The sequence below is a fragment of the Vitreimonas flagellata genome (genome assembly GCF_004634425.1).
Lineage (GTDB): Bacteria > Pseudomonadota > Alphaproteobacteria > Caulobacterales > Aquidulcibacteraceae > Vitreimonas > Vitreimonas flagellata.
The window spans coordinates 128759-147109 of record NZ_SBJL01000002.1 but is presented as its reverse complement, the minus strand read 5'-3'; the positions used below and the strand labels follow the sequence as shown (position 1 = coordinate 147109).

The 18351-nt window shown below is 63.9% G+C and carries 20 protein-coding genes; 8 read left to right on the top strand and 12 right to left on the bottom strand.

Annotated elements, in window-relative coordinates:
* Nucleotides 1-124: 124 nt before the first annotated feature.
* Both EPJ54_RS08790 and EPJ54_RS08785 read left to right on the top strand, forming a co-directional pair.
* On the top strand, nucleotides 125-379 hold the full coding sequence (locus EPJ54_RS08790; protein ID WP_135211343.1) for a ribbon-helix-helix domain-containing protein: 255 nt from the start codon (nucleotides 125-127) through the stop codon (nucleotides 377-379).
* A gap of 4 nt (nucleotides 380-383) precedes the next feature.
* Nucleotides 384-704, top strand: a complete 321-nt coding sequence (locus EPJ54_RS08785) for a type II toxin-antitoxin system RelE/ParE family toxin (RefSeq protein WP_135211342.1) — start codon at nucleotides 384-386, stop codon at nucleotides 702-704.
* 7 nt (nucleotides 705-711) lie between these two features.
* Here the strand turns inward: EPJ54_RS08785 and EPJ54_RS19815 are convergent, their stop codons facing one another.
* Nucleotides 712-882, bottom strand: a complete 171-nt coding sequence (locus tag EPJ54_RS19815) for a hypothetical protein (RefSeq protein WP_167755633.1) — start codon at nucleotides 880-882, stop codon at nucleotides 712-714.
* Between the two features lie 150 nt (nucleotides 883-1032).
* Here EPJ54_RS19815 and EPJ54_RS08780 point away from each other — a divergent pair, with 150 nt between their 5' ends.
* Entirely contained in the window at nucleotides 1033-1761 is a 729-nt protein-coding gene (locus EPJ54_RS08780; RefSeq protein ID WP_135211341.1) for an SIMPL domain-containing protein, read from the top strand.
* A 53-nt stretch (nucleotides 1762-1814) separates the two neighbouring features.
* On the opposite strand, the gene EPJ54_RS08775 is transcribed toward EPJ54_RS08780, so the two are convergent.
* Nucleotides 1815-2066 (bottom strand): hypothetical protein, encoded by a 252-nt coding sequence (locus EPJ54_RS08775; protein ID WP_135211340.1) that lies wholly within the window; start codon nucleotides 2064-2066, stop codon nucleotides 1815-1817.
* Between the two features lie 186 nt (nucleotides 2067-2252).
* Between EPJ54_RS08775 and EPJ54_RS08770 the strand changes: the two genes are divergently transcribed.
* Nucleotides 2253-2717 carry an aminoacyl-tRNA deacylase gene (locus EPJ54_RS08770; RefSeq protein WP_135212082.1) on the top strand — a complete coding sequence of 155 codons (465 nt, stop codon included), beginning with the start codon at nucleotides 2253-2255 and terminating at the stop codon, nucleotides 2715-2717.
* Nucleotides 2718-2808: 91 nt separating this feature from the next.
* Nucleotides 2809-3846 carry a cysteine synthase A gene (gene cysK / locus EPJ54_RS08765; protein ID WP_135211339.1) on the top strand — a complete coding sequence of 346 codons (1038 nt, stop codon included), beginning with the start codon at nucleotides 2809-2811 and terminating at the stop codon, nucleotides 3844-3846.
* 38 nt (nucleotides 3847-3884) lie between these two features.
* Here cysK and EPJ54_RS08760 read toward each other — a convergent pair whose 3' ends face one another.
* The 3 genes from EPJ54_RS08760 to carA form a co-directional block, all read right to left on the bottom strand.
* Nucleotides 3885-4796 carry a 2-hydroxyacid dehydrogenase gene (locus EPJ54_RS08760; protein ID WP_135211338.1) on the bottom strand — a complete coding sequence of 304 codons (912 nt, stop codon included), beginning with the start codon at nucleotides 4794-4796 and terminating at the stop codon, nucleotides 3885-3887.
* 73 nt (nucleotides 4797-4869) lie between these two features.
* A complete protein-coding gene (gene dusB / locus EPJ54_RS08755; RefSeq protein ID WP_420823037.1) occupies nucleotides 4870-5859 on the bottom strand; it encodes a tRNA dihydrouridine synthase DusB in 990 nt (329 codons plus the stop codon).
* A 220-nt stretch (nucleotides 5860-6079) separates the two neighbouring features.
* Nucleotides 6080-7261, bottom strand: a complete 1182-nt coding sequence (gene carA, locus EPJ54_RS08750; RefSeq protein ID WP_135211336.1) for a glutamine-hydrolyzing carbamoyl-phosphate synthase small subunit — start codon at nucleotides 7259-7261, stop codon at nucleotides 6080-6082.
* Between the two features lie 217 nt (nucleotides 7262-7478).
* Between carA and EPJ54_RS08745 the strand changes: the two genes are divergently transcribed.
* Nucleotides 7479-9590 (top strand): S9 family peptidase, encoded by a 2112-nt coding sequence (locus EPJ54_RS08745; protein ID WP_167755652.1) that lies wholly within the window; start codon nucleotides 7479-7481, stop codon nucleotides 9588-9590.
* 9 nt (nucleotides 9591-9599) lie between these two features.
* Here EPJ54_RS08745 and glpX read toward each other — a convergent pair whose 3' ends face one another.
* The 3 genes from glpX to EPJ54_RS19810 all read right to left on the bottom strand — a co-directional run bounded on the left by glpX (nucleotide 9600) and on the right by EPJ54_RS19810 (nucleotide 11286).
* A complete protein-coding gene (gene glpX / locus EPJ54_RS08740) occupies nucleotides 9600-10553 on the bottom strand; it encodes a class II fructose-bisphosphatase (RefSeq protein WP_239590834.1) in 954 nt (317 codons plus the stop codon).
* A 68-nt stretch (nucleotides 10554-10621) separates the two neighbouring features.
* Complete coding sequence (locus tag EPJ54_RS08735) at nucleotides 10622-11122, bottom strand: GAF domain-containing protein (RefSeq protein ID WP_135211333.1); 501 nt, start codon at nucleotides 11120-11122, stop codon at nucleotides 10622-10624.
* The gene (locus tag EPJ54_RS19810) at nucleotides 11122-11286 is read right to left on the bottom strand and encodes a hypothetical protein (RefSeq protein ID WP_167755651.1); all 165 of its coding nucleotides are present in this window, start codon (nucleotides 11284-11286) and stop codon (nucleotides 11122-11124) included. The genes EPJ54_RS08735 and EPJ54_RS19810 overlap by 1 nt, the downstream gene beginning before the upstream one ends.
* Before the next feature lie 114 nt (nucleotides 11287-11400).
* On the opposite strand from EPJ54_RS19810, the gene EPJ54_RS08730 reads away from it, so the two are divergent.
* Both EPJ54_RS08730 and EPJ54_RS08725 read left to right on the top strand, forming a co-directional pair.
* A complete protein-coding gene (locus EPJ54_RS08730; protein WP_135211332.1) occupies nucleotides 11401-12420 on the top strand; it encodes a DUF2804 domain-containing protein in 1020 nt (339 codons plus the stop codon).
* Between the two features lie 346 nt (nucleotides 12421-12766).
* Nucleotides 12767-13120 carry a hypothetical protein gene (locus tag EPJ54_RS08725; protein WP_135211331.1) on the top strand — a complete coding sequence of 118 codons (354 nt, stop codon included), beginning with the start codon at nucleotides 12767-12769 and terminating at the stop codon, nucleotides 13118-13120.
* Here EPJ54_RS08725 and hutU read toward each other — a convergent pair.
* The 4 genes from hutU to hutI are packed head-to-tail and all read right to left on the bottom strand — an operon-like array spanning nucleotide 13110 to nucleotide 18323.
* Complete coding sequence (gene hutU, locus EPJ54_RS08720; RefSeq protein ID WP_135211330.1) at nucleotides 13110-14777, bottom strand: urocanate hydratase; 1668 nt, start codon at nucleotides 14775-14777, stop codon at nucleotides 13110-13112. The genes EPJ54_RS08725 and hutU overlap by 11 nt on opposite strands.
* Nucleotides 14774-15598, bottom strand: a complete 825-nt coding sequence (gene hutG, locus EPJ54_RS08715) for an N-formylglutamate deformylase (RefSeq protein WP_135211329.1) — start codon at nucleotides 15596-15598, stop codon at nucleotides 14774-14776. Before hutG ends, hutU begins: the two co-directional genes overlap by 4 nt.
* Nucleotides 15595-17139, bottom strand: coding sequence for a histidine ammonia-lyase (hutH, locus tag EPJ54_RS08710; RefSeq protein WP_135211328.1), 1545 nt, complete (start codon nucleotides 17137-17139; stop codon nucleotides 15595-15597). Before hutH ends, hutG begins: the two co-directional genes overlap by 4 nt.
* Nucleotides 17124-18323 (bottom strand): imidazolonepropionase, encoded by a 1200-nt coding sequence (gene hutI, locus EPJ54_RS08705; protein ID WP_135211327.1) that lies wholly within the window; start codon nucleotides 18321-18323, stop codon nucleotides 17124-17126. The genes hutH and hutI overlap by 16 nt, the downstream gene beginning before the upstream one ends.
* Nucleotides 18324-18351 lie beyond the last annotated feature (28 nt).

The following is an 18351-nucleotide window of genomic DNA, read 5'->3' as shown; positions in this document are numbered from 1 at the left end:
CCGAGTTTACGTGATTCGGTTACTTGAAACTGGCGTCCGCTGCGGTTGCGGAATGATCGGCCGTCTTGTTGTGTATTCATTTTTGATTATATTGAAGACGAGCCTTGCGCCCAGGGAGCTCACTATGTCTCGAACCACGACCATGACGGTCCGCCTGAGCGGCGCTCTCAGCGATTTCGTGGCCGAGAACGTGGCCGAGAACGGCGCCTATGAGAACGTCAGCGAATATATTCGCGACCTCATCCGCCGCGATAAGGAGCGGGCGGAGAAGGAAGCGTTTGAGCGGTTGAAGGCCGAGCTTGCTCACGCGTTTGCTGCTCCGGAGGATTCTTACAAACACTTGGGCGCGGCCGAGGTGATTGCGCGCAACCGGAGCTAACGCGATGGCCGTATTCCGCGTTCAGGAAGCGGCCTCGCACCGTCTCGATGAAATCTATCGCTACACGCGAGATCGTTGGGGTGTCGAACAGGCGGATCGCTACGTCACCGGGCTTTTCGCGGCTGTCGGGCAAATCGACACGCACGAAATTCTGTCAAAGCCAATCCCCGCCGAGTTCAGCGTAGACGGGTATTTCTTCCGGTATGAGCGGCATTTTCTGTATTGGCGTCGTTTATCTGACGGCGACGTTGGTATTGTAACGATCCTGCACGAACGCATGCATCAGATGGACCGCTTCCGCGAGGTTTCCGGCGGGGAGACTTGAACGTCGCCTAATATTTCGCTGGCGGGTCGCTGGCGGGGAAGCTTTCGTCGGAGGCTTCGTCGACCTCGGTCCAGCGCTCAGGCGGCGGGTTTTCCATCGCGTCGGGGCCGGCGTCGCGGACCTTTTTCGGCTTTGGCGGCGGGGTGGGCTTTTTCGGGGGCTGGATTTGTTTTTCCATGACCTCATCTCCTGTCGGGAGTGAACGCGCCAATCGGAACAAAGGTTCACATTTCCGCTAGGCGTCGAAAAAACCTGACCTCGCCGTAATTCGGGCGCCGCGCGCGCGTGGAAGAAAGCGAACCAGAGGGGATCTGGAGAGGAGAATGACATGCGTCTCATCAAAGCCGCTGCGGCGTTCGCCATAATGGCGACGGTCGCGGTTCCACAGGGTGCTGTCGCGCAGACGACCCCCGCCGAAAGCGCGCAGCACGGCACGCTGCTGAGCGTCAGCGCCGAGGGCACGTCAGAGGCGCGGCCGGATTTGGCGACGCTGAATGTTGGCGTCACCACCGAAGGCCAAACCGCGCAAGCCGCACTGCAAGAGAATTCACGCCGGATGGCGGCGCTCACGCAAGCGCTGCGCCGCGCGGGCGTGGCCGAGCGGGACATTCAAACGTCGAACGTGTCGGTCTATCCGCAACAGCAATATCGCGAAGGCGAGCCGCCGCTGATCACGGGTTATCAAGCCAACAACACAGTCACGGCGAAGGTGCGCAATATTGAAAACACCGGTCGCGTGATCGACGCCGCAGTCGCTGCCGGCGGCAACAACATCAATGGCGTGTCGTTCTCGCACGCTAACCCGGAAGCGCAGCTCGACATCGCGCGCCGTGATGCGATCGCGGAAGCGCGTCGTCGTGCGGAATTGTACGCCAGCGCGCTGAATATGCGCGTCGTCCGTGTTGTCGCTGTAAGCGAAGGCGGGGGCTATTCACCGCCGATGCCGTTTGCGATGTCGGCTCGTATGGACGCCTCGCCGGCCGCACCCCCGCCGCCGATCGCGCCTGGCGAAATCGAAACGCGCGTGAGCGTCAACGTGACGTTCGAACTGCGCTAAGTTGGCGACATCGCCAAAGAGAAAGGGCGGTCCGTTGGGGCCGCCCTTTTGCTTTATGGGGTTTCAGGAGCCGGAGCCGGCGCGTCCGCCGTCGGCGGCGATTGCGGCGCCGGCATTGGCGGGAGATCGATTTCAGGCGGATTGACCTTCACGTCCGGCACATTGATTTCCAGCTGCGCGGTTTCTTGGCGCTGAAGGCCGCCATTGTAGGCGACGACGCCCACGGCGATCAGCGCGACCAGAAATATGCCAGCCAGAAACGCGACCCACGGCGAGGAACCGCCGCCGCTTTCTCTTTCAGCCATTGCTCACTCTCCTCTCGATGATGTGCAGAAAGAACCGATGGCGGGGGCGCTAGTTCCGCCTGTGCTTGGCGATTGGCGCGGAACTCGTTCGGGATTAGGATCGTCACATTGGCGCGAGGCCCTGTGCTGCGCCCCACACGACGCACCGCGCATCCTCGCGCTTCCTCATTGAATAAGGAGGCGATGATGTCGATTTCGCCGCGGCTACGCTCGTATCTCGACCGCAGAGGATGCCGATTTGAGGAAATCCCGCACGCGCGCGCCAAGAGCGCGGCGCAGGCGGCGCATGTGGCGCACATTGACGATGATCTGATGGCCAAGGCTGTGCTGGTGCGCGTCGGCGACGATTATATGCTCGCTGTTGTGCCGGCGTCGCGCCAAGTCCGCTTCGATCGCTTGCAGCATTGGTTGGGGCGGCCGGTGCGGCTGGCGATGGAAGAGGAGAGCGCGTCGCTGTTCGCCGATTGCGATTTGGGCGCCATTCCGCCAATCGGTGAGGCGTTCAACCTCGAAACCGTGATGGATGAAAGTCTGCTCGACGCCGACGACATCTATTTCGAGGGCGGCGATCACAAGACCTTGGTGCATCTGTCGGCCGGCGATTGGCGCAAGCTGATGCGTGATCAGCCATGCGGCGCGTTCAGCGCGTGAGGCGTAGCGTCAGTCTGTAACCGAAGACACTCGCGCGGCGGCGCGCGAGGCGGTAAAGGGTGCGTCTCGGATTTTACCAGGAGGCGCGCGCATGGCCCGCTACAATTCTATTCTCGAAACCGTTGGCCGTACGCCGGTGGTGAAGCTCAATCGCATCGCGCCGGCGGGCGTGAACCTTTACGTGAAGGTCGAGGCGTTCAATCCGCTGGGCTCGGTGAAGGATCGCTTGGCGCTTGGCGTGATCGAAGCGGCGGAGCGCTCGGGCGAATTGAAGCCGGGCATGACGGTGGTGGAAGCGACGAGCGGCAACACCGGCATTGGCTTGGCCATGGTGTGCGCGGCGAAGGGCTATCCGCTGGTCGTGACGATGGCGGAAAGTTTCTCTGTTGAGCGCCGCAAGCTGATGCGGTTCCTCGGCGCCAAAGTGGTGACGACGCCGGCGGCGTTGCGCGGCACCGGCATGGTGCAGAAAGCGATGGAGCTCGCCAAGACGCACGGCTGGTATTGGACGCGCCAGTTCGAAAACGAAGCCAATCCGGAAATGCACGTGAAGACGACGGCGCGCGAGATCGTCGATGATTTCCGTGATGTGAAGCTCGATTATTGGGTGACGGGCTATGGCACGGGGGGCACGCTGAACGGCGTGGCGCGCGTGCTCAATAAGGAATTGCCCGACACAAAGATTATCGTTTGCGAGCCTGCGGACGCACCGCTGCTCTCCAGCGGCCTGCCGCAGGAGCGCAACGCGGATGGCACGCCGGCCGCAGGCCACCCCGCCTTCAAGCCGCACCCGATGCAAGGATGGACGCCGGACTTTATTCCGAAGATCACCGGCGATGTCGATCTCTCGCGCGTCCACAAGGTGGTCCAGATTGCGAATGCGGACGCCATGCGCTGTTCGCAAGACCTCGCCGCGAAGGAGGGGATTTTCGTCGGCATCACGTCCGGCGCCAATCTCGCTGGCGCGCTGGAAATCGCGAAGACGGCGCCCGCCGGCGCCAATATTCTCGCGATGATGGCTGATACCGGCGAACGCTATCTCTCCACGCCGCTCTTCGCCGATATCGGCGCGGACATGAGCGAGGAAGAGATGGGCATTTTCAACTCGACGCCGTACGGGCGGGCTTAGGTGATCTGCGGAGCGCGCAAACGCGCGCTCCGTTTCTCTTAGTGCTCCACCGGCGAGAGCAGCGCTTCGCCCGCATAGAACCGGCGCAGGTTTTCCAGCACGTTTTGCGAGCCTTCCCAGAGGGCTTCGCGGGTGCCGCCGCCGAGGTGCGGCGTGAGCGTTGTGTTGGGCACGTCGGCCCAGCGTGACGCCGGCGTCGGTTCTTCCACGAATACGTCGAGGCCAGCGCCGCCGAGTGCGCCGCTTTTGAGTGCCGCGATCGTTGCGTCTTCATCGATAACGGTGCCGCGCGAGATGTTGATCAACACGCCATCGCTGCCGAGCGCCTTGATCACGTCAGCATTGACCAGATTGGCCGTGCTCTTATCGCCGCGCGCAGCGACGATCAGCACTTCCGCCCAATCGGCGAGTTTCATCAAATCAGGTTCGTAAGCGTGTTTGATCGCCGGCTTGGCGCGCGGGCCGTACCATTTGATGTCGAGCCCAAACGCTTCGGCGCGCACGGCGATGGCTTCGCCGATGGCGCCCATGCCGACGATGCCGAGTTTGCGCCCGCGCAAGCGCTTCTGCGGCGGCACGGCAAGCGGCGGCGTCCATTTGCCCTCGCGCAACACGCGTTCGCCTTCGGTAAAGAAACGCAGCCGCGCGATCATCAGGCCGATGGCGACGTCGGCGACGTCTTCGTGATTGATGTGGCGCCCGTGCGTGACGGCGATGCCGCGCGCGCGGCAATAGTCGAGATCAAGCCCATCCACGCCGACGCCGAAGCACACGATGCATTTGAGCTCCGGCAGCGCGTCGATCATCGCATTGGTGAGGCCCAGATGGCCGATCACGACGGCGGCGCGGATGTCTGTGCGATCCGTCGGCCAGCGGACGATGTCGTACTCCGCCAAGCGCATTTCGAAGAGGCCGAGCGGGGGGTGAACGAGAAGCGGGGTTTTGGTCATGGCGCGTTTATGGAGCGCCGGCGCCTCGCGGGCAATCGCTGGACTTGGCAAGCGAGGGCGCCGGCGGTGCAGATTAGGCCGCAACCAATTCCGGTTCGCGTTCGAAGAGCGCGATCAGCTCGTCGCGGACGCGGACGGGATCGGTCAGCGTGCAGATGGCTTTGCGTTGCGCGCGTGCGCTTGCGCCGAGGACGGCGTCGATGCTCCAGGCGATGTGTTTGCGCGCGATGCGGAGGCCTAGGCCTTCGTCGTAGAAGGTAAGCGTGTCTTCGTAGAGTGCGAGCAGCGAGGCGAGCAGGATTTCGCGTGCGGGCGCCTCGACTTCGCCGCCGTGCTTGAGCGCGTGTTCGATTGAAGCCGGCAGCCAAGGTTTGCCTTGCGCGGCGCGGCCGATCATCACGCCAGCGGCGCCTGAAAGTTCGAGTGCGTGGCGTGCGTCGGCGGCGTTGTTGATGTCGCCATTGGCGATCACGGGAATGGTGACGGCGTTCACGACGGGCGCGATCGCGGCCCAGTCGGCAACACCCGTATAGAATTGCTGGCGCGTGCGGCCGTGGATCGTGATCATGCGCACGCCTGCGCTTTCGGCGCGTTTGGCGATTTCGGGCGCGTTGAGATTGGCGTGATCCCAACCGAGGCGCATTTTCAGCGTAACGGGAAGCTTGGTGGCGGAGACCGTCGCTTCGATCAGCTTCAGCGCCATATCGGGATCGCGCATCAGGGCCGAGCCGCAGAGACCGGAGGTCACGCTCTTCGACGGGCAACCCATATTGATGTCGATGACATCGGCGCCGGCCTCTTCGGCAAGGCGCGCGCCTTCGGCCATCCAATGCGCTTCGCGGCCGGCGAGTTGGATGACGAGCGGCGCAATCGTACCAAAGCCAGCGGCGCGGCGCGCCATGTCGACGCGATCGCGCGCAAGCTGCTCGGACGCCACCATCTCCGACACACAATAGCGCCCGCCAAAGGCTTTCACTTGGCGGCGGAATGGGATGTCTGTCACGCCCGCCATTGGCGCGAGGGAGACGAGGGGGGCGGTGAAGGAAGGGGACCCCAAGATCAAAGTCGCTGCTGAGTGCGCCAAACGCGATACAAGAAATACCCGACCGCGAAAATCACACGGGGAATTGCTCCCCAAACAAAGTCGGTGAAGGCGCCGCCGCGAATTAGGACCATGAGTCCAGCGAAGCCAACGAATGTTGGTAGCAACCACCAACTTTGGGCGAGTGCATATTTGAGATGGTGAGGCCGAACCGTCTTCATGTGTCCGACACAGCTCTTCCTCAAGCCGCCTTGCCGCTCTTCTTCATCAGCTTGGCGAAGTGTTCGAAGAGGTAGTGGCTGTCTTGCGGGCCGGGGCTCGCTTCCGGGTGATATTGCACTGAGAAGACTGGCTTGCCTTCCAACGCGATGCCGCAATTGGAGCCGTCGAACAGCGAGACGTGGGTTTCCTTCACGCCTTTGGGCAGCGTGTCGCGATCGATGGCGAAGCCGTGGTTCATCGACACGATCTCGACCTTGCCGGTGCTCTTGTCTTGCACTGGATGGTTCGCGCCGTGATGGCCTTGCGGCATTTTTAAAGTCTTGGCGCCGAGCGCGAGGCCAAGCATTTGGTGGCCCAAGCACACGCCCATCACCGGCAAGCCGCTATCGACGAGCTTCTTGATCTCGGGCGCGGCGTAGACGCCGGTCGCCGCCGGATCGCCAGGGCCGTTTGACAGCAGGATGCCGTCCGGCTTGTGCGCGAGCGCTTCTTCAGCCGTTGCGGTCGCGGGCAGCACGATCGTCTTCGCGCCGATCTCGCCGAGCGCGCGCAGAATGTTGCGCTTCACGCCGTAATCCATGACGACGACAGTGAATTTCGGCTTCTGCACTTCAGGCACGCCGAGCGGCCATTGCCAGAGGCTTTCATTGACGACGTAGCTTTGCGCGGTCGTCACTTCCTTCGCGAGATCGAGACCGTCGAGGCCGTGCCAGGCTTGCGCGCGCCTATGCAACGCTTGGAGATCGAACTTGCCGTCGGGGGCGTGCGCGATGACGGCGTTTGGCATGCCGTGCTCGCGAATGCGGCGCGTGAGTGCGCGCGTATCGAGACCGGCGAGCCCGATGATGTTGCGCTTCTTCAGCCAGGAATTGAGATCGTCTTCCGAACGCCAGTTCGAGGGCGCTGTCGGGCTGGTGCGCAACACAGCGCCGCGTGCAGCAGCCGCAGCGGCCGGCGAAGACGTCTCGGTGTCTTGGACGTTGGCGCCGACATTGCCGATGTGCGGGAAGGTGAAGGCGACGATCTGGGCCGCGTAGGACGGGTCGGTCAGGATCTCCTGATAGCCGGTCATGGCGGTATTGAAGCAGACCTCGCCGTCGGCGGCGCCTTCAGCCCCTAGGCCCTGGCCCAAAAATACGGTTCCATCGGCGAGCACGAGTGCGCCGGTATGGGCGGCGGGGGATTGAGTCGAATTTGTCAAAGCGGCAGTGGAATAGGGTGCGCCGGCCGGGGTGTCAAAGCGTGCTCTTCAGTCTCCTATCTGGGGAAGAAGGCCCCCGGGCCGCAGCCATCGCCCCATCCCTGCCGTAAAGATGAACTTCCTGTCAGCCATGTGAGTTGGACGGTGGATGACGGCCCTGTAAGGTTTGGGTGTGGGGACGAGAGCGACCAGATTTTGGGCCGGGGCCATCGCCGCCTTGGGGCTCGCTTTCGCCGTCGCGGCCTGTGGCCGGGACGGTGTGCGCGCGCCTACGCCTGAGATCGCGCAGCCTTCGATCTCCCGCGCTGATCTTTTCGGTGATCCCGTGCGCACGGGCGGCCAGCTTTCGCCGCGCGGCGACATGGTCGCGTTCTTGGCGCCGCGCGACGGGGTGATGAACCTCTGGGTTCTTTCCGTTGACGCAATGGATCAGGCCCGCCCGGTGACCGACGATCGCGTGCGCGGCATTCGCTCGTTTGCCTGGGCCGCCGATGGCGCGACCTTGCTCTATCTGCAGGACGAGCGCGGCGACGAAAATTTCCAGCTCTATTCGGTGGACGTCGCGGGCGGCGCGCCGCGGGCGCTGACGCAGGCGGGTGCGCGCGCGGAGATCCTTGGCGTCAGCGCCAACGATCCGGGCGGCGTGGTGATTGCGCTGAACCAGCGCAATGCCGTGTGGGCCGACGTGGTGCGGGTCGATGTGCGCTCGGGTGAGCGCTCGGTGCTGCTGCGCAATACGGGGCCCCGCGGGTTCGCGCGTTTCGTGCTCGACCGCGAGAACCGCGTGCGCCTCGGCGTGCGGCCGTTGGAAGATGGCAGCGCTGAATTGGTGCGCTTCGACGAACGCGGCCGCGCGACGGCTTTGTTTCCAATCCCGCTCGAAGATACGATGTCGGCGATTCCGATCGCCTTCGAAGCCGATGGCCGCAATTTCCTGATGCTGGATTCCACCGGCCGCGATCGCACGGCGCTCGTACGCGTCGATGCGGAAACGGGCGTGAAGACGGTGATCGGCGAAAGCGCGCGCGCTGATGTCGTCGATGTATGGCTCAATCCGGCGAACAACGCGGCTGAGGCGTTCGCGACGGAGTATTTGCGGCGGGAATGGCGCTCGCTCAATCCCGAGACGCAAGCGGACATCGAATTTCTCGACCGCAATCTTGCCGGCGATTTTTCGATCGTTTCGCGCAGCGCCGACAATGGACGCTGGATTGTCGTTGAAGAAGGCCCGGCGATAGCGGCGCGCTCGCATCTCTACGATCGCAACGGGCGCCGACTGACTTTGCTCTTCCGGCATCGGCCCGCGCTCGATCAGGCGCCGCTGCAACCGATGACGCCGGTCGAGATCGAAGCGCGCGATGGTTTGACGCTCGTATCTTATCTCACCTTGCCGATTGGCTCGGACGCCAATGGCGATGCGCGCCCGGAAGAGCCGCAGCCGCTTGTGGTGGCGGTGCATGATGGGCCGTGGTCGCGCGATTCCTATGGCTTCAATGCGCTGCACCAATGGCTCGCCAATCGCGGCTATGCGGTGCTGAGCGTGAACTTCCGCGGCTCCAATGGCTTTGGCAAAGCCTTCCTCAATGCGGGCAATCGCGAATGGGGCGGGCGGATGCAGGAAGACTTGCTCGACGCTGTGCAATGGGCGGTCGCAAACGGCGTGGCGCAGCCAGATCGCGTGGCAATCGTTGGTGCGGGCTTTGGCGGCTACACGGCGCTCTCAGGTCTTGCGGGCGCGCCAGATCAGTTCCGTTGCGGCGCAAGCTATGGCGCGCAACCGAATTTGCTGTCGCTGCTGGATCGTGCGCCAGCGTCCGCGCGTGACGAATTGTACGCGCGCATTGGCGATCCACGTACGCCAGAGGGGCGCCAGCTCTTGCGCGATCGCTCGCCGTATTTCCGCGCCACGCAAATTCGCACGCCGTTCCTGCTGGCGCTCGGCGCGCGCGATCCGCGGACGCCGCGTGCGGAAAGCGATCAGCTTGCGCTCGCGATCCGTCCGCGTGGCGCACTGACCTATTTGTCATTCCCCGAAGAGGGCCGCGATCTGGTGCGCCAGCAAAACCGGCTCTCGTATCTGGCCGTGCTTGAGCACTTCTTGGGCGATTGCTTGGGCGGGCGCGTAGAGCCGGTGGGCGCCTCGTTCGAGGGCGCAGCGATCCATGTGTTCGACGGCGCCGTGAACGTACCGGGCCTGTCGGCGTTTGCCCGCCGTGTTGCGCCGCCTGTGGTGCAGGAAGCGCCGGCGGATGCTGAACCGGGCGACGGCGCAGGCGGTGCGCTGGATGTGTTCGTGCCCGGTGAATCGCCGGGCGAGACCCAGAACTAGGCGACGCGCTTAAGCGTCCGGCCAGATCGAGCGCACGCGGCTTTTGCGCTTGTTGAAGCTGTCCCAGACGAGTGTATCGACGTGCGCGTTGTGATGTTCGAAATGCACTGCGTCGAACATTGAGCCGTGCGTGACGCCGGACGCCGCGAACACCACATCGCCGGGCACCATGTCGTCGAGCGTGAGCTTTGCATGCACGTCGCGGCCCATTGACCGCGCGCGTTCGGCTTCTTGCTCAGTCTCCGGCATGAGGCGCGCTTGCATTTGGCCGCCGGCGCAACGGATCGCCGCGGCGGCGAGCACGCCTTCCGGCGCGCCGCCTGAGCCGAAATAGATGTCGATGCCTGAACGGAATGCTTCAGTCGTCCAGAATACGCCGGCGACGTCGCCGTCCGGGATCAAGCGAATGCCGACGCCGGCTTTGCGCAGCTCTTCGATGATGTGCGCATGACGTGGACGATCGAGCAGGCACGCGCGAATTTCGCTGAGCGGCACGTCCTTGGCTTTGGCGAGGCGCGTGACGTTTTCGGTGGGCGAGAGATCAAGATCGATCAGCCCTGGCGCGTAGCCGGGGCCGATGGCGAGCTTATCCATATACATATCCGGCGCATGCAATAGTCCGCCCTCGAGCGCGAGCGCGACGACCGTCATCGCGTTCGGCGCGTCCGAGGCGCAGAGCTTGGTGCCCTCGAGCGGATCGACGGCGATGTCGGTCTTTATGCCGCCGGCGCCGAGCTCCTCGCCGATATAGAGCATCGGCGCTTCGTCGATCTCGCCTTCGCCGATCACGACCTTGCCGCTGAACGGCGCGGTCTGAAACGAGCGGCGCATGGCGTCGACGGCCGCTTGGTCGGCGTCGTTCTTGCGGCCAAAGCCGCTGAGCTTGGCGCTGGCGATCGCGGCCGCCTCAGTGGCGGTTTGTGCGATCTGACTCAGGATCAAGCCGTTTGTATTGATGGTCAAAGGAGGCCCCGGAAGCTGAATTTTGGCGGCTGTCATAGGCCGCGTCGGGCTTCGGGCCAACCGGGCTTTTACGGCGTCGTCAGCAGATCGGCGCAGATGGCCTCTAAGCCGGCTTGGTCGATCGCGTCGAAGGCGCTGAATTGGGTGGAGTCGACGTCGAGCACGCCGGCCAGCGCGCCGGATGGATCAAATACCGGAACCACGATCTCAGAATTCGAGCGGCTGTCGCAGGCGATGTGGCCGGGGAAAGCGTGGACGTCGGGGACGAGAATTGTTTCGCGCTTGGCGGCCGCCGCGCCGCAGACACCTTTGCCGAAGGGGATGCGCAGGCAGCCGAGCGTGCCTTGGTAGGGGCCGACGACGAGTTCATCGCCCTTGGCTTCATCGACCAGATAAAAGCCGGTCCAGAAGAAGCGATCGGGGAAAGCGTTGGCGAGCAGCGATGCGGCGGTAGCGTAACGCGCGGTGCGGCTGGGCTCGCCCGCGATTACGGCGGCGATTTCCGCGCGCAGAGCCGCGTAGGCTTCCGCCTTATCGGTCGGCAGCGGGGCGCGGGCGGGTTCGGCCATTAATTGCGGTTCGACTTGCGGTGCTGCATTGCGCCCGACGCTTTGAACGCCGTCATCTTTTCCGTGTTGGTCATTTGCTTGCCGCGTGGCTTCGAGATGGCGCGACCAGCAAGAACCGAAACGCCGACAATCGCGGCGACCGAAACGAGAATGAACCAAAGCATGCCGTGTCTCCGGGCTTCATACGTAAGGAACGCCGCCGCGCTTGGCCAGTGCCCTAAGGGCGCAGGTTGACACTCTGTCCCGCCCACAGAGATTGGCGGCAAACGGGGGGAAGCATGCAGCACCGCATGGGCAAGGGCGATCTGCTGGACGCGCAAGGCCGGCTGATTGAACGTGGCTGGGCCAGCGAAGAGGCGCGCCGATACCGGCGCAGCGCGATCAAGGCGGGGCCGCTGAAGATCAAGGAATGGGATTATTATTGCGTCCTGAACGACGCGTACGGCCTCGCGCTGACGATGGCCGACAACGATTATCTGGGCTTCGTCTCCGGCACGTGGCTCGATTTTCGCGCAGCCACCGCAACAACGGCCGAAGCGCTCATTCCGTTTCCGATGGGTAAAATGAAGCTGCCGGAGAGTGCGGACGCTGGCGATGTCGTGTTTAGTTCGGGCGGCGTAAGGCTCGCGTATCGCCACGCGCCCGGCGGACGCACGATCTCGATCGATGCGCCGGGCTTCGATAAGGGGCGTGGCTTGAAGGGCGAGATCTTCCTCGCGCAGCCGGCGATGGATCGCATGGTGATCGCAACGCCATTCGCGAATGCGCCGCGCGCCTTCTACTACAATCAGAAGATCAATTGCCTGCGCGCGGGCGGCGAGGTGATCGTTGGCGGTGAGCGTTTCGTGTTCGCGCCCGAGAGTTCGATGGGCGTGCTTGATTGGGGCCGCGGTGTCTGGACGTATGACAACACGTGGTATTGGGGCTCCGCCTCCGGCGTGGTCGATGGCCGCGCCTTTGGCTTTAACATCGGCTACGGCTTTGGCGATACCTCAGCGGCGAGCGAGAACATGGTGTTCGTCGATGGTCGCGCGCACAAGCTCGATCAAGTCATCTTCCATTTGCCGGACGGCAAACTCGATGCATCGCCTTGGCGTTTCTCCAGCAATGACGGACGCTTCGAGATGAGATTCGCGCCGATCGTTGATCGCGCCTCGCATGCGAAGGTAGGCCCGATCGAGTCCGATCAGCATCAGGTGTTTGGCCGCTTTAGCGGGACGGTGGTGCTGGACGACGGCGCCAAGCTTGAGGTGCGCGATCTGATCGGGTTCGCGGAGAAGGTGCGCAATCGCTGGTGAACCTGCCCGTTTGGGCAGCGTTGCCGGCCGGGCACACTTGGGCGTTTTGCGTGATCGGGCGGCTTGCGCGGCCTTAGGCGCTGTGTCACTACGCTAAAACATAAGGGTGCGGATCATGGGCCTGAATGGTCTCAATAAACGTGTGGAGCTTGCGGCGATCGACGCCGGCGCCCGCACGCGCGCCCAGAACGTATCGATTATCGTAAGCATTATTCTTCCGACCCAAGCGGGGGGAAGGCGCGCGCTTTAAGCCACGCCGATCGGTTCGTAAGACCCGAAACCCCGCTCGAAGGAGCGGGGTTTTTTGTTGTGCGCGCCGGTCGGCTTTCATCCAGGGAGCAGACCAATGTTAGCCAGTGCAGAGACCTACCATCGCCATCGCGATCCCAGTTCCCGCGCCACGCGCGGCGGCGCGGAAGCCTTCGTGCGCGCTTTGCGGCGCACGAAATTGCAGGACGTTTGCCAGCGTATCGAAGTGTTGTTGCATGCAGCGGATCAATACGGCGCGCTCGTGGAAGCCGAAGACGCGCTGCGGGCGCTATGGGGCGAGGCGATGCCGCATTGTGAAGTGATCTGGACGCGTGGTCGCGACGCGTCCGGGCAAACGCGCATGTCGTTTGCGGCGTACGATCATTCGGGCGCGGCGCTGTTGCGCACATCGTGCACGTTGCCGAGCGTGGAGCTCAGCCTCAGCGCTTGAGGCTTGGCAGATCGAGCTTGTGTTTTTGCGCGCTGGCGATGGCGATATCGTAGCCGGCGTCCGCATGGCGCATGACGCCGCTCGCGGGATCGTTCCACAACACGCGGCCGATGCGTTCGGCGGCGGCTTCAGTGCCGTCGCAGACGATGACCATGCCGGCGTGTTGCGAAAAGCCCATGCCGACGCCGCCGCCATGATGCAACGACACCCAAGTCGCGCCTGATGCGCAATTCAAAAGCGCGTTGAGCAGCGGCCAGTCGGACACGGCGTCCGAGCCGTCTTGCATGGCTTCGGTTTCGCGATTGGGCGAGGCGACGGAGCCTGAGTCCAAATGATCGCGCCCGATCACGATCGGCGCTTTCAGTTCGCCCTTGGCGACCATCTCGTTGAAGGCGAGCCCTAAGCGGTGGCGATCGCCCAAGCCCACCCAGCAGATGCGCGCCGGCAGACCTTGGAATTTGATCCGCGCCTTCGCCATGTCGAGCCAATTGTGGAGGTGGCGATTGTCCGGCAGCAGGCGCTTCACCATTTCGTCGGTGCGATAAATGTCATCCGGATCGCCGGAGAGTGCGGCCCAACGGAAGGGGCCCACGCCTTGGCAGAAGAGCGGGCGAATATAGGCTGGCACGAAGCCCGGAATGTCGAACGCGTTGGCGACGCCTTCTTCCTTGGCCATTTGGCGAATGTTGTTGCCGTAATCGACGGTCGGCACGCCGCGCTTTTGGAATTCGAGCATCGCTTGCACGTGCTCCGCCATTGAAGCGCGCGCGGCTGCTTCGACTTTGCGCGGATCGGATTTGCGCGCGTCTTCCCATTCCGCGAGTGTCCAGCCTTTCGGCAGATAGCCGTTGATGGGATCGTGCGCCGAGGTTTGATCCGTCAACAGGTCAGGCTTCACACCACGGCGCAGCAATTCCGGCAGCACTTCAGCAGCGTTGCCAAGTAGGCCGACAGAGATTGGGCGGCGCTCTTTGCAGCTTTGCTCGATCTTGGCGAGCGCGTCGTCAATGTCAGCTGCGACCACATCGAGATAGCCGGTGCGCAGGCGCATATCGATGCGCGACGGTTGGCACTCGATCGCCAAGCACGATGCGCCGGCGAACACGGACGCGAGTGGTTGCGCGCCGCCCATGCCGCCGAGGCCTGCTGTGAGCAGCCAGCGGCCGGAGAGATCGCCGCCATAATGGCGACGGCTCATCTCCACGAACGTCTCGTACGTGCCCTGAACGATGCCCTGCGCGCCGATATAGATCCACGAGCCGGCCGTCATCTGGCCGTACATCATCAAGCCCTTGCGATCGAGCTCATGGAAATGATCCCAAGTCGCCCAGCGCGGCACGAGATTGGAATTTGCGAGCAACACGCGCGGCGCGTCCGCATGTGTGCGGAAGACGCCGACTGGCTTGCCGGACTGGATCAGCAGCGTTTCGTTATCTTCGAGGCGCTTCAATGTGGCGACGATCTGGTCGAAGCTCTCCCAATTGCGCGCAGCGCGGCCGATGCCGCCATAGACGACCAGATCCTCTGGACGCTCGGCGACGTCCGGGTCGAGATTGTTCATCAGCATCCGCATCGGCGCTTCGGTCAGCCAGGATTTCGCGGAGATTTCGCTGCCGCGCGGCGCACGAATGACGCGCGTGTTGTCGTGACGGCTCATGGCTTTTCCTCTTGAGCGAAGGCGATGCAGGCTTGGAGTACGTTGGTGAGCGCCGCTTGCATGGGCGCGGCGCGTGCGGTGTCGAATGGTGTGGGCCAATTGGCGGCAGTGAAAGGCTCGGCCGGCTCATCCATGTAGCCGCGGCAGGCGAGCTCCATCTGGATCGCGTGGACGTTGCGCGCGGGCTCGCCGTAATGGCGCGTGGTCCAGCCGCCGCGGAAGCGGCCGTTGACCACGCTGGAGAATGTGGTGTCCGCGCAGGCGGCGGCGACCGCATCGCTCAATGCTTGCGCGCAGGTCGCGCCATTGTTGGTGCCGATGTTGAAATTGGGCAGCGCGCCGTCGAACAGGCGCGGCGCGTGCGAGCGGATCGAGTGCGCGTCGTACAGCACGACGCGGCCGTGCGTATTGCGCAGGCGCTCGATCTGGATGCGGAGCACGGCGTGATAGGGATCGAACCACGCGGCGCGGCGGTGTGCGATCTCGGCCGCGTCCGGCTCTTGGCCGGGCTGATAGAGCGGTTCGCCGTCGAAGGTGTCGGTGGGGCAGAGCGCGGTCGTGGCTTGGCCGGGATAGAGCGAGGCGCCGGAGGGATCGCGGTTGAGATCGATCACGGTGCGCGAAATCGTGGTGCGGATGATCGTGGCGCCGAGATCGACGGCGAAGGCGTAAAGCTGATCGATCCACCAATCCGCATCCTTGCGCGCGCGCCAGGGATCGATCAGGCGCGGTTCGATCGAGGGTGGAATCTCCGCGCCGACATGCGGCATCGCGACGATCAGCGGCGCGTGGCCTTCGTGGACATGCAGCCACTCGCTCATGTTGCGACGCCTGGCAGCACGACGTTTGCAGCGCGGATCACGTCGCCCGCGCGCACAATCGCAGCGCTCGCTTGCATCAGCGGGCGAAAGTGCGGGTCATCTTCAAGTGTTGGCGCGTCCTTGCGAATACGCGCGCGGACGCGTTCGAGTATCGGGCTCGATGTCAGCGGCGCGTGGAAGTCGCAGCCTTGCGCTGCCGCTAGCAATTCGATGGCGATGATCTCATCCACGTTCGCCGCCATGCCCAGCAAACGGCGCGCGCCATGCGCGGCCATCGAGACGTGATCTTCCTGGTTCGCGGACGTTGGGATGGAATCCACGCTCGCGGGGTAAGCGCGCTGCTTGTTCTCCGAAACGAGCGCAGCGGCCGTCACTTGCGGGATCATAAAGCCGGAGTTCAGGCCTGGGCGAGGCGTCAGGAACGCCGGCAAACCTGAGAGCGCGGGATCGACAAGCATGGCGATGCGGCGCTCGGCGATCGAGCCGATCTCGCAGACCGCAATCGCGATCATGTCGGCGGCGAAGGCTACGGGCTCGGCGTGGAAATTGCCGCCGGAGAGCGCTTCGTCGGTATCGGCGAAGATCAGCGGATTGTCCGAGACGCCGCGCGCTTCGATCTCAAGTGTGACCGCGGCTTGGCGCAGCATGTCGAGTACGGCGCCCATCACCTGCGGCTGACAGCGCAGGCAATACGGGTCCTGCACGCGCTCGTCGCCTGCCAAGTGCGATGCGCGGATAGCGGAGTTTGACATCAGCATGCGCAATGCTTCGGCCGTTTCGATCTGTCCGCGATGGCCGCGCAAAGCGTGTATGCGTGGATCGAACGGTGTGTCGGAGCCTTTCGCGGCCTCCGTCGACAACGCGCCGGTGACGAGCGCTGATTTATAAAGGCGCTCGGCTTCGAACAGGCCAGCGAGTGCGTAGGCGGTTGAGAATTGCGTGCCGTTGAGCAGCGCTAGGCCTTCCTTCGGCGCAAGTTCCAGCGGCTTCAGTCCGGCTTCGGCGAGTGCTGCGGCGGCGGGCTTCACGCCGCCATCCGTGATGATTTCGCCGACGCCGATCATGGCGCAGGCCATGTGCGAGAGTGGGGCGAGATCGCCGGACGCGCCGACAGAGCCTTGCGCCGGAATGAGCGGATAAAGCCGCTTTGCGAGCATGGCTTCCATCAAAGCGATGGTTTGGGATCGCACGCCCGACGCGCCTTGACCAAGACTGTTGAGCTTCAGCGCCATCATCAGACGCACGATCTGCGCCGGCATCGGCTCGCCAACGCCTGCCGCGTGGGAGAGCACGATGTTGCGCTGGAGTTGCGCCAAGTCGCTATCGGCGATGCGAACGCCAGCGAGTTTACCGAAACCGGTATTGATGCCGTAAATCGGCTCGCCGCGCGCGAGGATGCGATCGATCGCGGTCGCGCTCGCTTCGATCGCCGGCTTCATCGAAGCATCGAGGCGCGCGCTGGCGCCATGATGGATGGCGCGCCAATCGGCGAGGCTCGCCTTTGTGGGATGAAGGATGATGTCGGTCATTGGCCGCCCCAAACGCGTGCGTGCAATGGATTGAAACCCATTCGGTAAACCAGTTCCGCCGGCCGCTCGATGTCCCAGATCGCGAGGTCGCAGCGTTTGCCGGCGCTGAGTGTGCCGATGTCTGCGCTGCGACCGAGCGCTTGCGCCGCGTGACGCGTGACGCCCAGCACGCATTCTTCCGGCGTGAGGCGGAAGAGCGTCGCGCCCATATTCAGCGCCAGCAGCAGCGACGTGAGCGGCGAGGTGCCGGGATTGTAATCCGTCGCCAGCGCCATCGGCACGCCCGCGTCGCGAAGGGCTGCGATCGGCGGCAGATGTGTGTCGCGCAGAAAGTAGAAGGCGCCCGGCAGCATGACGGCGACCATGCCGGCGCGTTTCATGGCGGCGATGCCGGCGGCGTCGAGATATTCGAGGTGGTCGGCGGAGAGTGCGCCGTAGCGCGCGGCGAGCGCTGCGCCGTTCTGGTTGGAAAGTTGTTCAGCGTGCAGCTTCACCGGCAAGCCGCAGCCGCGCGCGGCGCGGAATACACGCTCCGTCTGTGCGGATGTGAAGGCTATGTTCTCGCAGAATGCGTCGACGGCGTCCGCCACGCCCACCGCTGCTGGAATAATGTTGGCGCAGATTTCGTCGATATAGCCGTCCGCGTCGCCCGCGAATTCCGGCGGCAGGGCGTGTGCGGCGAGCAAAGTGGGCGAGACGTTGATGCGGCGCTTTTCGCTGAGGCGGCGCGCGGCGTTCAATTGCTTCAGTTCGTGCTCGCGCGAGAGACCGTAACCGGACTTGATCTCGATTGTGGTGACGCCTTCAGCGATCAGCGCATCGAGACGCGGCAGGGCGTCGGCGACCAATTCATCCTCGCTTGCGGCGCGCGTGGCGCTGACGGTCGAGATAATGCCGCCGCCAGCGCGGGCGATTTCCTCGTAGCTCGCGCCGTTCAAGCGCAGCTCGAACTCGTGCGCGCGATCGCCGGCGTGGATGAGGTGCGTATGGCAGTCGATCAGGCCGGGTGTGATCCAGCGGCCGGCGCAGGGGATGCTTTCAATCGGATTGAGTGCGGGCGCTTCGCTGGCGGGGCCGGCGTAGAGAATGCGATCGCCTTGGGCCGCCACCATGCCGTCTTCGATCACGCCAAGACCGGATAGGTCTTCACGCATCGTCGCCAGGCGGGCGTCGCGCCAAACTCGATCGCAGTGCATGCGCCCTTCCCTTCGCCCGGAATATGTC

Excerpts from the sequence above, each read along its gene's own strand:
- EPJ54_RS08790 (WP_135211343.1), top strand. The coding sequence starts at position 125 with ATGTCTCGAACCACGACCATGACGGTCCGCCTGAGCGGCGCTCTCAGC.
- EPJ54_RS08785 (WP_135211342.1), top strand. The coding sequence starts at position 384 with ATGGCCGTATTCCGCGTTCAGGAAGCGGCCTCGCACCGTCTCGATGAA.
- EPJ54_RS19815 (WP_167755633.1), bottom strand. The coding sequence starts at position 882 with ATGGAAAAACAAATCCAGCCCCCGAAAAAGCCCACCCCGCCGCCAAAG.
- EPJ54_RS08780 (WP_135211341.1), top strand. The coding sequence starts at position 1,033 with ATGCGTCTCATCAAAGCCGCTGCGGCGTTCGCCATAATGGCGACGGTC.
- EPJ54_RS08775 (WP_135211340.1), bottom strand. The coding sequence starts at position 2,066 with ATGGCTGAAAGAGAAAGCGGCGGCGGTTCCTCGCCGTGGGTCGCGTTT.
- EPJ54_RS08770 (WP_135212082.1), top strand. The coding sequence starts at position 2,253 with ATGTCGATTTCGCCGCGGCTACGCTCGTATCTCGACCGCAGAGGATGC.
- cysK (WP_135211339.1), top strand. The coding sequence starts at position 2,809 with ATGGCCCGCTACAATTCTATTCTCGAAACCGTTGGCCGTACGCCGGTG.
- EPJ54_RS08760 (WP_135211338.1), bottom strand. The coding sequence starts at position 4,796 with ATGACCAAAACCCCGCTTCTCGTTCACCCCCCGCTCGGCCTCTTCGAA.
- EPJ54_RS08735 (WP_135211333.1), bottom strand. The coding sequence starts at position 11,122 with ATGGCCGAACCCGCCCGCGCCCCGCTGCCGACCGATAAGGCGGAAGCC.
- EPJ54_RS19810 (WP_167755651.1), bottom strand. The coding sequence starts at position 11,286 with ATGCTTTGGTTCATTCTCGTTTCGGTCGCCGCGATTGTCGGCGTTTCG.
- EPJ54_RS08730 (WP_135211332.1), top strand. The coding sequence starts at position 11,401 with ATGCAGCACCGCATGGGCAAGGGCGATCTGCTGGACGCGCAAGGCCGG.
- EPJ54_RS08725 (WP_135211331.1), top strand. The coding sequence starts at position 12,767 with ATGTTAGCCAGTGCAGAGACCTACCATCGCCATCGCGATCCCAGTTCC.
- hutU (WP_135211330.1), bottom strand. The coding sequence starts at position 14,777 with ATGAGCCGTCACGACAACACGCGCGTCATTCGTGCGCCGCGCGGCAGC.
- hutG (WP_135211329.1), bottom strand. The coding sequence starts at position 15,598 with ATGAGCGAGTGGCTGCATGTCCACGAAGGCCACGCGCCGCTGATCGTC.
- hutI (WP_135211327.1), bottom strand. The coding sequence starts at position 18,323 with ATGCACTGCGATCGAGTTTGGCGCGACGCCCGCCTGGCGACGATGCGT.